We start from the raw sequence: 15,735 nt of genomic DNA, 5'->3' as shown, positions 1-15,735 counted from the left end.
CGCCCGCCTCGCCAGCGATGCGATCGAGGGCATCCGCCAGCACCGTGTCCTTGTCAGCGTAGTGCTGGTAAAACGTGCTGCGATTGACTCCCGCGCGCTCCGCGATGTCGCTCACGGCCACGTTCTCAAGCCCGCGTTCACGCGCGAGGGAGAACAACGCCTCTTGCAGGCGCCGCCGAGTTCTCTCCACTCGCACGTCCATGTGTCGATTGTGCCAACGAACACTCAGGAAAGAAATACAACACCTGTTGGATATTTCTCTCCCGATCTGCCTACACTGTCCTCAGGCAACGGCGCCTTGTCCCCCTTCCTCGTGAGAAAGGCCGCTCGTGGCCCACCTTCTTTACCGCCTCGGACGCACTTCTGCGCGTCGCCCCCTCGTCGTCATCGGCGCATGGCTCGCCGCCCTCGTGGTCTCAGGAGCGGCTTTCCTTGGATTCGGCGGCACGCTTGCCGACAGTTTCTCCATCCCAGGGCTCGAGACCGAGCGCGTCACCCAGGAGCTCTCAGCGGAACTGCCGGAGCTCACCGGCGGCAATGCCCGCGTGGTCTTCCAGACGACGGATGGCTCCGCGTTCACAGAGGAACAGCGGGAGGCCGTCACGGACGTCCTGGCTGCCGTGGGGGATCTTGACCCGGTGAAGGGCACGATGGACCCCTTCGCCACGCAGGCGCAGCGCGCGGCGCAAGCCCAGCAGCTGACCGACGGCGCGAGCGAGCTCGATGCCGCAGTAGCGCAGCTTGACGCCACGGAGCAGCAGCTCACGGAGGCACAGGCTCAGCTCGACGCGGCCATCGAGCAAGCCAAGGCCGCCGGAATGTATGAAGCAAACCAGGGCCAGTTCGACGCCCAACAGGCGCAAATCGACGACGGTCTGGCCCAGCTTTCCGACGCGCGCGGCCAGGTGGCCGCCCAGCGCGAGCAACTCGACCTGGGGCTCCAACTCGCGGGCTTCGCCGCTAGCCTGCGCACGGTGTCTGAGGACGGCTCGACCGCTCTCGCGACCGTATCCTTCGCCGAGCAGACCTACGCGCTGACCCCCGAGGACAAGCAAGCCGTGATCGAGGCGATCAAGGCCGCGCCCATTGAGGGTGTGCGCACAGACTTCTCGTCTGAACTCACCACCGATGTCTCCGGGGTGCTTGGACCGGGCGAGATCGGGGGCGTCATCGTCGCCTTGCTCGTACTGAGCATCATGATGAGAGCCTTCTGGCCCTCCGTCCAACCACTCATGACCTCGGTGGTTGGCGTGGGCGTGGGAGTGCTCACGGCACTCGCGTTCTCCGGTGTGCAAGACATGCAATCCATCACGCCGGTGCTGGGCGTGATGCTCGGCCTCGCAGTCGGCATCGACTACTCGCTGTTCATCCTCAACCGGCATCGCAAGCAGTTCCGCGACGGCATGAGCCTCCATGAGTCGATCGGCCTGGCGAACGGCACGTCCGGCAATGCCGTCGTGTTCGCTGGTGCCACCGTCATCGTCGCGCTTCTCGCGCTGAACGTGACGGGCATCCCCTTCTTGGGCGTCATGGGAACGGTCGCCGCCTTCTGCGTCGGCATCGCGGTGCTGTCGGCCATCTCCCTCACGCCAGCCGTGCTGGGCCTCATCGGCGCGAAGGTGCTCGGCAGGGGCGCCCGCCAGCGAATCGGCTCGCACCCTGCAGAGAAGCCCATCAAGCCCCTGCGCAACGTGGTGGCGCTTGGTGCGCTCGTCGCGTCGGTGGGCGCGCTGCTCGTGGTCGCGGCACCATCGCTGTCGATGCGCCTCGGCCTGCCAGACGGCACCCAAGAGCCTCAAGAGTCGACCCAGTACCAGGCTTACTTCGCGGTTGCCGACAACTTCGGGGACGGCCTCAACGGCACGATGCTCGTGACCGCTCGACTGGCCGAGCCCGCACCACAGGACGAGGTGTTGGCAACGCAGGTGGACATCGAGTCAGTGATCGCCGCCAACGAGGACGTCGCCTCCGTCGCCCCCGTCGGCGTCTCCGCCGACCGCGACTACTTCGCCTTCCAAGTCATTCCCGTGGACGGCCCGTCGAGCGAGTCGACGGAACAGCTCGTCCACGACCTGCGCGCGCTGTCCCCCCTCGACAATGGGACAACGATCGGGGTGGCTGGCGAGGCATCGGGATCCATCGACGTCATCGAAAAGCTCAACGACGCGCTACCGCTGTACCTCATCGTCGTCGTGGCGCTGTCCCTCGTGATCCTCGTGGTGGTGTTCCGGTCGATCCTCGTGCCAGTGCTGGCCACGGCAGGCTTCGTCTTGTCGCTCTTCGCCGCCTTTGGAGCGGTCACCGCGGTGTATCAGTGGGGATGGATGTCGAGCCTGTTCGGGGTTCACGACCCGGCACCCCTACTCGCGTTCCTGCCCATCCTGCTGACCGGCATCCTGTTCGGCCTGGCGATGGACTACCAGCTCTTCATCACCACAGGCATGCGCGAGGCGTACGTCCACGGGATGTCTGCGCGACACTCGGTGGTGGCGGGTGTGCGCCACGGCCGGGCGGTCGTCACGGCTGCGGCCATCATCATGGCGTCCGTGTTCGGAGGCTTCATCTTCTCCGAACTCGCCATGGTGCGCTCCATCGGCTTCGGGCTCGCGGTGGGCGTGCTGTTCGACGCGTTCGTGGTCAGGATGGTGCTGGTCCCGTCGCTCATGCACCTCGCGGGCGAGAGCGCGTGGTGGCTGCCGCGCTGGCTCGACCGGATCCTGCCAGATGTGGACGTTGAGGGCGCTCAACTCGAGCGCGAGCACCCGATCCCCGCGGCACACCCGTAGGGGCTCCTAGGCGGCGGCTCAGATCACCAGCCGCCGCCTCCACCGCCGCCTCCACCGCCACCGGAGAAGCCGCCGCCGCCAAAGCTCGAGCCTCCTGACGAGCCCGGCGTCGGGGCGGACATTGCGGTGTCGGCGAGTGAGGCGAAACTGTCCATGCGCTCCCCCAGACCGGCAGAGTGCATCCAAAACGTCCCGTATGCCACGCCGCCGTACCACATCGGCTCCGCCAGTTGGCGGCCCTGGTTGGCAAGCTCCTCGAACTTCTTGGCCCACTTGTCGGCCACGCCAAAGGCGATCGCGTAAGGCAGGTACTTGGAGAACAGGTCTTCACCCTCCTCGAACCGCAGCTGGTTCGCCTCGGCCTTGGAGATGTAGAGCTCAAAGCCGCGGGCCTGCTGCAGCGCGGCTGTGCCCTTCGCGGTCCGGGCGGGCGCGTTCATGGTGGTGGCAAGCATGATCCCACCCAGCAGGATCAGCGGAGTCGGTACCAGGGCCAGGCGAGTCTCCTGAGCAAGCCAGATGGTCGCCATCACCCCCGCGATCAGCAACGCGATGCCAGTTCCCGCCCACGACGCTCGCGCGGTCTGCGGGTTGCTGCGGAACCACCCAAGGTTCGTGACATTCGTATACAACTGCTTCTGGACGGAGGACATCGACGACGCGAAGGTGGTCTGAAGATCCGACATGGCGACCTCCGTGCGGTTCTTGAACAGCGCATCGAGAAGCATGGCCTCGTAGGGGAACAGCGCGTCGTCACTCTCGCGCAACTGAACCAACTGGTAGTCCTTGTCCTTCGAGAACAGCCCGGACTTCTGCTCGCCCAGATCGTCGATGCGCAGGTAACCCCTGACCGCCAGGTCGACGAGCGTCGCCGTCACGTCGCGAGTGTCCGCCTTCTCGTCCACGAGCGTGCCAACCTGACCCGGCCGCATGCCAGGCGGCGGCTCAAACTGCACCGCCACCGGCGCCTTGTAGTCCCGCGGCTCGGTGTCGCCAAGAACACTTCCTACCGGCCCGAGGCCAGGGATCTGTTCTGCGTACTGCTCGTCGATGGCGGTGGTGCGCAGCCTCCTGATGATGAGGAAGAGCCCGACCACCAGAATGGCGATCATCGCCACGCCCGTGCCCACACTCAGGGTGAAAGCCCGCTTGACGTCGCTGCTCTCGGTGAGGTTCGGCGCGGTCTCGAAGGAGCCCGCTGGGTACAGGACGCCGACGGTGAAGGGCTGCCCTGGCGTCAGGTAGACCTGGCTGAAGGTGGCGGTATTGCCCTCGACCGACGCGGCGGTGCAGGCGTCGGACACTCCCGCTCGGCCAGCAAAACACCGGGCGTCGATGACCTCAACGGGGGATGCGACGGTGACGGTCGCGTCCGAAATGGGGATGATCCACTGGTCCCCCACCGCGTTCCAGTAGAACTCGTCGCCAGCCGCGCCGTCGTATGTCTCTGCGGCGGTGGTCTCGTTCATCACGCGGTCAACCGTGTAGTTGATCACGTAGGTCTGGACGCCGGAGACGTCGTCAATCTTCGCCTCGCCCACCTTCACCTCGATGAAGTCGCGACCCGCTATCGCGGTGAGGGCAGCGGGAGCGCCCGTGGGACTCGATGCACTGATGTTGGAGATGCTGTAGAGGCGGTCGTAGTCGTCGTTGTACTCCCGACGGATGGGCAGAAGTAGGTACGGCCCGTGGCCTGGATCGTTGCCAAAGTCAAAATCGATCTCGAGGCGCACCTGAGCCGAACCATCGGCGTCCAGCACGAAGGTTTCATCCCAGCGAGTGATCTCTCTACCAGGAACGTCTGGCTGAGTCGTCGCCGACGCCGAAGAGGCAGGGACGACGAAGAGGAAGAGCGCGGCGAGAAGGGAACCGAGAATTCGCATGTTCCCCATCATGCCGTGTTCTTGCGCCCCAGTTGAGGGTCGCGGGACCTAGTGCCGGGCGATCACTCCCGGCCCCTGCGCGCCATGGCACGCTCGGCCTCGCGGTTGTCTTGCTTCTCTCGCAGCGTCTGGCGCTTGTCGTACAGCTTCTTGCCCTGCGCGAGCCCGATCTCGAGCTTGGCGCGCCCCTTCAGGAAGTACAGCCGCAAGGGCACGATGGTGTGCCCCTTCTCGCGCGTGCGGATCGCCAGTTCGTCGATCTCGTCGTGGTGAAGGAGCAGCTTGCGCTTGCGCCGCACCGCGTGATTGGTCCACGTGCCCTGGGTGTACTCCGGAATGTGGATGTTCTCGCACCAGGCTTCGCCATTGTCGACATACACATAGCCCTCGCCGATGGCCGCGCGGCCCTGGCGCAGAGACTTGACCTCGGTGCCGGTCAGGACGATGCCAGCCTCGAACACGTCCTCAATGAAGAAGTCGTGGCGCGCCGAACGGTTGGTGGCCACCACCTTGACTGCATCGGACATGGCTCACCTCCTTGGCGTTCAAGGGTCCGATCGCGCCCCAGCGGCGCGACCTACCAGTGTAGAGCCCTCAACGCAGGGGCGATAGCCCTCTTACCAGTCGGCGACGTACTTCATTGGGTCCACTGTGGAGCCGTTGACGTACACCTCGAAGTGCAAGTGGCACGCCGTAGAGGTTCCCGTGGTGCCCGAGTAACCCACCACCTGGCCCCGCTTGACATTCTGACCCGTGCTGACGGCGAAACTGCTGAAGTGGTTGTAGCTCGTGAACAACACCTTGCCGCTCACCACGCCGTGATCGAGCATGACCTGGTTTCCGAAGCCGTACCTGTACGTAGCCCACTCGACCTGACCGTCGGCTGCAGCCAGGATCGGGGTACCGCAATAGGCGCGGAAGTCCGTTCCAGCGTGCAGCCTCCCGTAACCGAAGATCGGGTGAATGCGCCACCCATAACTCGAGGTGATGTACGGCACCGAGGTGGGCGGGCTCAGGAAGCCCTTGACCAGGGATCCGGTGCCGTTGACCGCCTCCTCTTCAAGCTTCTTCTTCCACAGCGCTTCGAGTTCGGCTTTCAGCGCGGCTTGAGCGGCCTCGAGTTCCTTTTGCTGCGCCACGTACGCGTCGCGCTGGGACTCGAGATACGCCTTGAGCTCCTCGGCCTCTGCGAGGAGAGTCTCGACCTCGAGCTTCTTGGCCTCGGCAGCGTCCTTCGCCTGTTGCGCCTCGACCACAAGGGCATCGGCCTGGACCTTGAGTTCCTCGATGTACTCCCGCACGGCCTCTTGACGAGCCTTGCGGTTGCGGTTGACGGCGGCGAGCTCTTCCATCTGAGCCAGCGTGTTGGACTGCACGCGAGACGTGGTCTCGCGATACGCGTAGTCGTCCACAAACTCGTCCGACGTCTGGGCGCCAAAGAAGATGCTGAGGCTCGCATCTTCGCGCGAACCCTGATACTCGGCGCGAGCGATCTCGGCGAGCACGTCGCGCAACTCGTCGATCTTGGCGTCGTCCGCATCGATCTGCTCCGTGAGCGCCGCGTCTTCCGATCTCGCAGCCTCCAGCTTTGCAGCGACGATGCTTTGCTGTAGCAGCGCGGCGTCGTACCGCTCCTGAGCGAGCCGGTATTCCTCCTGCACAATCGGCAGTCTCTCGTTGAGCTCGGTCAGCCGGATCGTGGCGTTGGCGATCGCTTGATCGGTCTCGGCCAAGGCGTGCTCAAGGTCTCGTGCCCGCTTCTCCTTGTTCGCCTTGTCCTTGTTCGCCTGCGCGATTTCATCGTCGTACGTCGACCAAGCGGGTGCGGAGCCCTCGGCTTGCGCGATAGTGCCCGCGCTCGCGCCCAGGATCGCGGCAATCAGCAACGCCGCCGCCACCCTGAACTGGCGAGTCCGCCACGGTGAGCTCATCATGCGCGTGTATACCTTCCGAGAGTCGCGAGAGACGCCATCACCGCCAGCGCCACCGCGATGGCAAGCAGCCACGGCGCGACGACCAAGACATCGTCTCCGCTGATGTAATCGACAAAAGTGACGGATCCCCTAAGCCAATCTTCAATGAGGTAGCGCACGGACAGCCACAGTCCCGTGGTCGCTAGCAGCGCTCCCAGCGTCGCAGCGACGGCTCCTTCCAACATGAAGGGCATCTGAATGAGTCCGCGAGAGGCCCCCACCATCCTCATGATGTTGGTTTCGCGGCGCCGACTGAGTGCGCTCAGTCTGATGGTGGTGGTGATGAGCAGGACGGCCGCCAGCAGCATCACCGCAGCGAGCCCGGCGGCGATGAAGGTCGCGGCGTTGAGCAGACTGAACAGGCCCTTGAAGATCTCACGTTGGTCCTGGACCTCGTCCACGCCCTCAATGCCCGCGACGGTGTCGGCGACCAGTTCGAACTGCTCAGGGTCGGTGAGTTTCACCCTGAAACTCGCCTGCATGCCGTCGGCGGTGAGCAGTGCAAAGCGATTGTCCGTGTCGCGCTCCCTGAGCTTCTCGAACGCCTCTTCGCGAGACTCGTACTCCACCGACTCCACGAGCGGCGCGACTGAGCCGTTCTTCAGCACGTCCTCAATCGCGTCCTCTTGAGCCGGGGTGGCCCGACCAGCGGCGCACTGCACGTTTCGGGAGTTCTCTGGACAGAGAAAGACCGAGACCTCGACCTTGCCGTACCAATCGTCCTTGAGCTTGTCGACCTGCATCTGGGTGAGTGCCGCGGCACCCACGAAGGTGAGGGACACGAAGGTCACGAGCACGACGGACAGAGCCATCGTCGAGTTGCGCCGCAAGCCGTTGAAAACCTCGGCAGAGATGAATCTCAACCTCATGCGGAGGCCTCCGCCCCGTACACGCCGCGGTCTTGGTCGCGGATGAGCTGGCCGCCCTTGAGTTCGATGACCCGCTTGCGCATCTGGTCCACGATCTCGTCATCATGGGTCGCCATGAGGACGGTGGTGCCGGTGCGGTTGATGCGGTCCAGCAGACGCATGATGCCGATGGACGTGCCAGGGTCCAGGTTTCCCGTGGGCTCGTCGCACAGCAAGATGGGCGGGTGGTTGACCACGGCGCGGGCGATGGCGACGCGCTGCTGCTCGCCGCCTGACAGCTCGTGCGGCAGGCGCTTCTCCTTGCCAGCGAGGCCCACGAGTTCGAGAGTCTCGGGCACCATGGACTGCACGTGGTGGCGCTTCTTGCCGATCACCTCGAGGCCGAACGCGACGTTGTCGAACACCGTCTTGTTGGGCAGCAGGCGGAAGTCTTGGAACACGGCGCCGATCTCGCGGCGCAAGTGGGGTACGCGCCAATTGGACAGCTTGTTGAGGTGGCGACCGGCCACGTGGACGTCGCCCGACGTGGGCCGCTCCTCGCGCAGAATGAGCTTGAGGAACGTCGACTTCCCTGACCCGGAGGACCCGACAAGGAACACGAAGTCACCGCGCTCAACCTCGACAGAGATGTCGTCGAGCGCGGGGCGTGCACCCCTGGCGTATACCTTGGAGACGTTGTCGAGTCGGATCACGGCAGCCTTCGGCGTGGGGGGTCTTACCCACGCCACTCGCATCGTAAGTATGGGAAACGCGCGATCCGGGGAGGGCGCGCCGCCTGGTGGGTGTCGCGTGCCTCACATCCGTGCGTGCGGTTCAGCGGCGGTAGCGTGGAGCCATGCCAGAGCCAGACCTTGCGGCCCCTGTCGCCGCGGCCATTGCCGACTACCCCGACGCACACCGGGACACCCTGCTGGCGCTGCGCGCGCTGGTGTACGAGGTCGCCCAGCGGACCGAAGGGGTGGGCCCCGTGGAGGAGACCGTCAGGTGGGGCCAGCCCGCGTACGTCACGCGCACAGGGACTACCATTCGCCTCGCCGCCGCGCGCGGTGACGACGATGCGGTGGGCGTCTACACGAGCTGCCAGACGCCCCTTGTCGCAGACTTCGCCACGGAGCACGGGGATCGCTTCGCATACGACGGCGTCCGCGGCATCCACGTGGCGGCTGGCGAGCCTCTGCGCACTCGAGAGCTGGCCGACTTTCTTGAGTCGGCATTGACGTACAAGCTGCGCAAGCGCGCGTGACGCCTCGCAACGTCGGCGGCTAGTCCTGGTCGAGCGACCGCCTCCAGCGAATACCCGCGTCGATGAAGTCGTCAATATCGCCGTCGAACACTGCGGCGGGGTTGCCCGACTCGTGCCCGGTGCGCAGGTCCTTCACCAATTGCTGGCCGTACAGGAAGTACGACCTCATCTGGTCGCCCCAACTCGCCTTGATATCGCCAGCGAGCTCCTTCTTCTGGGCGGCCTCTTGCTCCTTCTTGAGTAGCAGGAGTCGCGACTGCAGTACGCGCATGGCGGCCGCACGGTTCTGGATCTGACTCTTCTCGTCCTGCATCGATACGACGATGCCGGAGGGCAAGTGGGTGAGACGCACGGCGGAGTCAGTGGTGTTGACCGACTGCCCACCCGGCCCAGAGGAGCGAAACACGTCCACCTTGATGTCCGTCTCTGGGACCTCGATGTGGTCGGTCGACTCGATCAGCGGGATCACCTCGACCGCCGCGAAGCTGGTCTGGCGCTTGTCGGCCGAGCCGAACGGGCTGATGCGTGCCAGGCGGTGCGTTCCCGCCTCGACGCTCAGCGTGCCAAAGGCGTAGGGGGCGCTGATCTCAAAAGTGGCGGACTTGATGCCTGCGCCCTCGGCGTACGACGTGTCGAGCACCTTGGCCGCATAGCCGTGACGCTCAGCCCAACGCAGATACATGCGCAGCAGCATCTCGGCGAAGTCGGTGGCATCGTCGCCCCCTGCGCCGGAGCGGATCGTCACCACCGCGTCGCGCTCGTCCCACTCCCCCGCCATCAGCGTGCGAATCTCCATGGCGGCAAGGTCCTTGCGCAACTTGGTGAGGTCGCGTTCGGCCTCGGCCAGCACCTCGGCATCGTCCGCTTCGACCGCCATCTGGATGAGCACTTCAAGGTCGTCGAGCCTGCGGCGGAACCCCTCGACACGCTCCAGTTCACCAGTGGCAGCACTGAGCGCGCTGGTGACGGCCTGGGCGTTGTCCTGGTCATCCCACAGGTCGGGAGCCGATGCCTGATCCTCGAGTTCGGCGATCTTGGTTTTCAGGGCGAACGGGTCCAGCACGGCCTCGATCTGCTCGTAGGTGCTGCGCAGTGCCGCGATTTCGGCAGGAAAGTCGGTAGCCACGGTAGACGAGTCTAGTGCCCGTGGCGCGTCGCCCTACGGGTGGGCTTGAGCCGCGAAAAGTGCCCAGAGATGGGGAAAGGGGCCGGCTCCCCATTGCGCCGGCCCCTTGAGGCGTTGGGTGTCCCCTCCCAACGTCTCCCCACGGAAAAGAATGCCTCCCAAATACGCCAGCGGGTTGGGACCTGGGTCCCAACCCGCTGGCGGTGAGCCAAATATCAGGAACTACTTGGTTGACGACTTCTTGGATGACTTCGTCGCGGCCTTGGAGTCTGCGGCTCCCTCCTTGACCGTGCGGTTCTTCACCTCGTCCCACGTGATGCCGTAGTACGCGGCCTCCATCATGATCTTCATGTCGTCGAGCATCGGCAGGCGCGGGTTGGCGGGTGCGCACTGGTCCTCGTAGGCCTGCATGGCCAGCGTGTCCAGGCTCGACATGAACTCGGCCTCATCCACGCCGATTGCCTGGAATGACGGCTCGATGCCTACCTTCGCGCGCAGTTCCTCCACGGCGGTGGCGTAGGCCTCGACCGCGATCTCTGGGGTCTCGTGCGCGAGGCCCAGCATCTTCGCAATCTCCTGGAAGCGCTCGGGTGCCACGTAGGACTCCTGCTTGGGCCACGACGTCGGCTTGGTGGGAACCTTGCCGTTGTAGCGGATCACGTGCGGGAGGTAGACCGCGTTGGTGCGGCCGTGTGCCACGTGGTACATCGATCCGGTGACGTGGCTCATCGCGTGGACGAGTCCGAGGAACGCGTTGCCGAACGCCATGCCAGCGATGGTCGCGGCGTTGTGCATCTTCTCGCGAGCCTTGACGGCCGTGCCACCCACGGTGACCGACTCTTCGATGTTCTCGAACACCAAGCGGATCGCCTGGAGGCAGAGACCGTCGGTGAAGTCGTTGGCGTAGACGGACACGTAGGCCTCTGTGGCGTGCGTGAGGGCGTCCATGCCGGAATCCGCCGCAACCCGCGCGGGCAGGTTGGCGGTCAGCACCGGGTCAACGATCGCGACGGTCGGGGTGAGCGCGTAGTCGGCGAGCGGGTACTTGCGTCCCGTCTCCGTGTCGGTGATGACCGCGAATGGCGTGACCTCCGCACCGGTGCCAGACGTGGTCGGAATGCAGACCAGCTTGGCGAGTTCGCCCAGCTTGGGGAACTGGAACGCGCGCTTGCGGACGTCGAAGAACTTCTCCTTGAGGTCCGAGAACACGATGTCCGGGTGCTCGTACATGAGCCACATGACCTTCGCGGCGTCCATGGGCGAGCCGCCACCGACGGCGATGATCGTGTCGGGCTTGAAGGCCCTCATGATCTCGGCGCCAGCCGTGACGGTCTTGATGGACGGCTCCGGCTCGACGTTGTCGATGATCTGTAGCGAGACGTTGTTCGAGCGGCGACGCAGCACGTCGATGATCTTGTCGACCACGCCGATGCGGGTCATGGTCGCGTCTGTCACGATCGTGACGCGCTCAACGGCGTTCATGTCCTTCAAGTACTGGATCGCGTTCGGCTCGAAGTACGTCTTCGCCGGAACCTTGAACCACTGCATGTTGTTGTTCCTCCGGCCGATGCGCTTGACGTTGATGAGGTTCACTGCGGTGACGTTGTTCGACACCGAGTTCTTGCCGTACGAACCACAGCCAAGCGTCAACGAGGGCAGGAACGCGTTGTAGATGTCGCCGATGCCGCCGTGGCTTGAAGGAGCGTTGGCGATGATGCGGATCGCCTTGCAGCGCGTGCCGAACTCGTGGATCAGGTCTTCGTCTGTCGCGTGGATTGCGGCAGAGTGACCCAGGCCGTGGAACTCGACCATCTGCTCGGAGTAAACGAGGCCTTGCTCGGTGTCGTTGGCCTTCAGCACCGCGAGGACGGGGGCCAGCTTCTCTCGCGTGAGGGGCTCGTTCTCTCCCACCTCTGCCACCTCGACGAGGATGATCGACGTCTCTTCAGGGACGGTGAATCCCGCCTGCTCGGCGATCCATTGCGGCGACTTGCCGACGACGTTGGGGTTGAGCTTGGCGCCGGCGCAGTTGGCGCCACCAGCGGTCGCCCCGAAGATGTACTCCTCGAGCTTTGCCTTCTCGTCCTTGGTGACCTTGTACGCGTGCAGGCGGGCGAACATCCCCATCGCCTCCGCGTAGATCTCCTTGTCGAGGATCACGGCCTGCTCAGAGGCGCACACCATGCCGTTGTCGAAGCCCTTGGAGATCACGATGTCGTTGATGGCGCGCTTGAGGTTCGCGGACTTGTGGACGTAGGCGGGCACGTTCCCCGCGCCGACGCCGAGCGCTGGCTTTCCGCAGCTGTAGGCCGCCTTCACCATGGCGTTGCCGCCGGTGGCGAGGATCAGCGCCACGCCTGGGTGGTTCATGAGTTCGCCTGTCGCCTCGAGCGAGGGAATCTCTACCCACTGGACGCAGTCAGCAGGGGCACCTGCCTCGACGGCGGCGTCGCGCACCACCTTTGCTGCCGCGACGGAGGATTCTTGGGCGGCCGGGTGGAAGCCGAAGATGATCGGGTTGCGGGTCTTGATCGCGATGAGGGACTTGAAGATCGCGGTCGAGGTGGGGTTGGTGACCGGGGTGATTCCCGCAATGACGCCGACGGGCTCGGCGATCTCGGTGATTCCGGTGATCGGGTCCTCTGAGATGACGCCGACGGTCTTCATGGGCCCCATCGAGTGGGTGACGTGCTCACAAGCGAAGATGTTCTTGACGGCCTTGTCTTCAAACACGCCGCGGCCGGTCTCGTTGACCGCGAGCAGTGCGAGTTCGCCGTGTTGGTTGAGTGCGGCGACCGAGGCCTTCTTGACGTACTGGTTGACGTCTTCCTGGCTGCGGCTGGCGTACTCCTCGAGGGCCTTTTGAGCCTTGACGACGAGCGCGTCGATTGCAGCTGCCACCGACGGCGCGTCGGTTGAGGTCTCGGTGCCAGCCTTGGGGGCGGTTGTTGTCATGGGGGGTGTCCTCCTAGTGGCTGCCCTGGTGGGCGTTCCACTACCCACGGTATGCCAGTTGCCTCGTCCCTCAGCAGTCCTAGGTCCCGGGACCTCTGTCCCGATACTGTCTGGGGTATTAAACGGGGGTGGCTCGGCGCAGACCCAGGACTCGGCGCCGCCGCACCCGGGACTCTGGGGCGCCATCCCAGGCACACATCGCACGGCATCGGCGGCCGGACGCACAGAGGCCCGCACCTGTCGGCGCGGGCCTCTGAGATCTTGCCGCCGGGGCGGCCACGATGGTGCCTAGTCGGTGAAGAGGGCGGCCGCCTTGATGACGGTTTGGCTGATCCCGTAGATCAGTCCAGAGCCCACCAGCACCCACAGCACGTAGGCGAGCAGATTGTTGGACTTGCCCATGTCAGGAATCCTTCCAGTTGTCGACCAAGTCGGAGTCGGCGGCCGTGACAAGAGCTCCGCGCTCGTTGTCATAGCGCTCGTGGTCCGGCACGGAGTCGGCGTGCTCGTGGAACCTCTCCGGCACGTGACGCACCAAGAGGTTCGCGATGAAGCCGATCACCAGGATGCCGACCATGACCATCATCGAGGGGCGGTAGAGGTCTGCCCCCTCGTAGCCCCGACCCTCAAGATTGTCGAGAATTGAGTTGATGATGAGCGGGCCCGCGATGCCAGCGGCCGACCACGCCGTGAGCAGGCGTCCGTGGATGGCACCCACCTCGAACTCCCCAAAGACGTCCTTGAGGTACGCGGGGATCGTGGCAAAGCCGCCCCCGTAGTACGAGATGATGAGGACCATCAGCGGCACGAACAGGATGATGCCGTTCATGCCAAACAACGCGATCGTCGTGTACGCCAATCCGCCAACGCCCAGGTACATGATGTAGGTCGCCTTGCGGCCGATCACGTCGGACAGGCTGGACCAGCCGATGCGGCCGCCCATGTTGGCGAGCGACAGCAGGCCCACAAAGCCAGCCGCCGCTGCAGCCGATACCTCGGGGTAGTAGTCGAGAATCATCGGCTGCGCGTTCTCCAGGATGCCGATGCCTGCGGTGACGTTGGTGAAGAGAACCACCCACAGCGCCCAGAAGCTGAACGTCTTGATGGCGTTCTTCGCGTTGACTTGCCCGCCAGAGGACACCTTGACCTTGTGAGCAGCCGGCTCCCAGCCTTCTGGCTTCCACCCCTTGGGAGGCACGCGCACCACTGCGGCGCCAAGCAGCATGAGAACCAGATAGATGCCGCCGAGAACAAGCCACGTGGGGCCGAGTGCGTCGACCGGTGTGTCGCCCAAGTTCTTGAGAAGCATGGTCGACATGGGGGCTGCCAGCATGGCGCCGCCGCCGAATCCCATGATCGCCAGGCCGGTTGCCAGGCCGGGACGGTCGGGGAACCACTTGATCAGCGTGGAGACCGGTGAGATGTACCCCAGGCCCAGGCCCATGCCGCCGATGAAGCCATAGCCGACGTACACGAGCCACAACTGCGTCGTGAAGATTCCGATGGAGCCAACAGCAAAGCCCAGAGACCACAAGAGTGCCGAGAGGACCATCGTCTTGCGGGGGCCGTGGCGCTCCATCCAACGACCGCCAAAGGCGGCTGACAGGCCAAGCATGACGATGGCGATGGAGAAGATGATGCCGATTTGCGTGTGGCTCGCGTCGAAGCGCTCTTCCAGCGCCGTCTTGAACACACTCAGCGCATAGACCTGCCCAATGCTCAGGTGCACCGCGAGAGCAGCGGGGGGGACAAGCCAACGGTTATACCCCGGCGGGGCCACCGTTGCCTCTCGGTCAAGAAACGACATGGACTTCTCCCTTCGAATGCCTGTGCCCCAATACTGGTGGTCCTGGTCCCCCATCCTGACGGGACGTAGGTCACGCAGTCCCGGTTTTTCAGGGACTTCGTCGCCACATTGGTGGGCGACCGCTCACTTGAGAGGTCTGATCAGGGCGGACACGCGCTTGCCTGTGGCAACGAGCGGCGTTCCGCCCCTGCGATTTGCGGGCGCTCCGCGGCCGCCATGCCGTGGCCTCGTCCCGCTTTCACCCAGGACCACGCCGACGGGGCCATGGAGCTTTGTGGGTCACGAACGGGACCAAGGGCCCCACGACGTTATACCCAGCGGGGTATGGTCGCGAGGGAGTGGGCGGCGTACCACTCGACTCACGCTCACACCGAGGAGAACTCATGTCAGAGCCGGACACCGGCCAGCTCCGTTCTGTCGCCCACCTGCCCGTCGGCAGCTTCTCGATCGCCATGGGTGTTGGCGGATTGGCGACCGGGTTCAATCGCGCCTCCGACGTGTGGGCCGCGTTCCCTTCCCACGTGGGAGCGGCGCTCGCGTGGCTGACGGTCGCCTTGCTCTTCGCCCTACTGCTGGCGTACGGCGTCAAGGCGACACGCCACTGGAGCTCGGTCCGTGCCGAGTGGAGACACCCCGTCAAGGTCGCCTTCACCGCGACCATTCCGATCGCGATCCTCATCGCGGCCGTCGCCCTCTTGCCTCACGCGCGCGGCGTCTCGAGCGTCCTGTGGTGGGCGGGAGCCGTGGCGATGTTCCTCGTGACGATCTGGGTGGTGCGCACCTGGTCGACCGACGCGCAGATCCAGCACGTGCACGTGCATCCCGCATGGTTCATTCCCGTCGTCGGGAACGTGGTGGTGCCCCTCGCGGGAGTCACCCACGCGCCCGTCGAGGTGTCGTGGTACTTCTACGGCGTCGGCATCGTGTACTGGCTCGGCATCATGCCCATCGTGCTCACCAGACTCTTTGTGCTCGGCACGATCCCCCAGCGCCTCGCCCCTACCTTGGCCATCATGGTGGCTCCGCCAGCGGTCGCGGCGCTGGCGTGGGTGCGCCTCGGTGGTCAATGGACCGACCCGCCAGCGCGCGTTCT

Annotated in this window: 12 protein-coding genes; 3 read left to right on the top strand and 9 right to left on the bottom strand. The window is 64.9% G+C overall.

Going from position 1 to position 15,735, the window contains the following annotated elements:
- Positions 1-202: helix-turn-helix domain-containing protein (locus QZZ33_RS05620; RefSeq protein WP_291378775.1), on the bottom strand; the 202-nt coding region annotated here is incomplete at its 3' end.
- A 127-nt stretch (positions 203-329) separates the two neighbouring features.
- Between QZZ33_RS05620 and QZZ33_RS05615 the strand changes: the two genes are divergently transcribed.
- The gene (locus tag QZZ33_RS05615) at positions 330-2,786 is read left to right on the top strand and encodes an MMPL family transporter (protein ID WP_291378774.1); all 2,457 of its coding nucleotides are present in this window, start codon (positions 330-332) and stop codon (positions 2,784-2,786) included.
- Positions 2,787-2,809: 23 nt separating this feature from the next.
- Here the strand turns inward: QZZ33_RS05615 and QZZ33_RS05610 are convergent, their stop codons facing one another.
- From QZZ33_RS05610 to ftsE, 5 genes are all read right to left on the bottom strand, one after another.
- On the bottom strand, positions 2,810-4,669 hold the full coding sequence (locus QZZ33_RS05610; protein ID WP_291378773.1) for a DUF2207 domain-containing protein: 1,860 nt from the start codon (positions 4,667-4,669) through the stop codon (positions 2,810-2,812).
- 62 nt (positions 4,670-4,731) lie between these two features.
- Positions 4,732-5,196 (bottom strand): SsrA-binding protein SmpB, encoded by a 465-nt coding sequence (gene smpB, locus QZZ33_RS05605; RefSeq protein ID WP_291378772.1) that lies wholly within the window; start codon positions 5,194-5,196, stop codon positions 4,732-4,734.
- A gap of 90 nt (positions 5,197-5,286) precedes the next feature.
- Complete coding sequence (locus QZZ33_RS05600; protein ID WP_291378771.1) at positions 5,287-6,603, bottom strand: peptidoglycan DD-metalloendopeptidase family protein; 1,317 nt, start codon at positions 6,601-6,603, stop codon at positions 5,287-5,289.
- On the bottom strand, positions 6,600-7,511 hold the full coding sequence (gene ftsX / locus QZZ33_RS05595) for a permease-like cell division protein FtsX (RefSeq protein WP_291378770.1): 912 nt from the start codon (positions 7,509-7,511) through the stop codon (positions 6,600-6,602). Before ftsX ends, QZZ33_RS05600 begins: the two co-directional genes overlap by 4 nt.
- A complete protein-coding gene (gene ftsE / locus QZZ33_RS05590; protein WP_291378769.1) occupies positions 7,508-8,203 on the bottom strand; it encodes a cell division ATP-binding protein FtsE in 696 nt (231 codons plus the stop codon). Before ftsE ends, ftsX begins: the two co-directional genes overlap by 4 nt.
- 143 nt (positions 8,204-8,346) lie before the next feature.
- Here ftsE and QZZ33_RS05585 point away from each other — a divergent pair, with 143 nt between their 5' ends.
- Positions 8,347-8,754, top strand: coding sequence for a DUF1801 domain-containing protein (locus QZZ33_RS05585; protein WP_291378768.1), 408 nt, complete (start codon positions 8,347-8,349; stop codon positions 8,752-8,754).
- 19 nt (positions 8,755-8,773) lie between these two features.
- Here QZZ33_RS05585 and prfB read toward each other — a convergent pair whose 3' ends face one another.
- The 3 genes from prfB to QZZ33_RS05570 form a co-directional block, all read right to left on the bottom strand.
- On the bottom strand, positions 8,774-9,880 hold the full coding sequence (gene prfB, locus QZZ33_RS05580; RefSeq protein WP_291378767.1) for a peptide chain release factor 2: 1,107 nt from the start codon (positions 9,878-9,880) through the stop codon (positions 8,774-8,776).
- A gap of 222 nt (positions 9,881-10,102) precedes the next feature.
- Complete coding sequence (gene adhE, locus QZZ33_RS05575; protein WP_291378766.1) at positions 10,103-12,835, bottom strand: bifunctional acetaldehyde-CoA/alcohol dehydrogenase; 2,733 nt, start codon at positions 12,833-12,835, stop codon at positions 10,103-10,105.
- 403 nt (positions 12,836-13,238) lie between these two features.
- Positions 13,239-14,642 (bottom strand): OFA family MFS transporter, encoded by a 1,404-nt coding sequence (locus QZZ33_RS05570; RefSeq protein ID WP_291378765.1) that lies wholly within the window; start codon positions 14,640-14,642, stop codon positions 13,239-13,241.
- A gap of 383 nt (positions 14,643-15,025) precedes the next feature.
- Here QZZ33_RS05570 and QZZ33_RS05565 point away from each other — a divergent pair.
- A partial coding sequence (locus tag QZZ33_RS05565) for a hypothetical protein (protein WP_291378764.1) occupies positions 15,026-15,735 on the top strand: 710 nt, incomplete at its 3' end.

It is taken from the genome of Demequina sp., assembly GCF_016278775.1.
In the GTDB taxonomy this organism is placed as follows: Bacteria; Actinomycetota; Actinomycetes; order Actinomycetales; family Demequinaceae; genus Demequina.
This window is presented reverse-complemented; position numbering and strand designations above follow the sequence as displayed.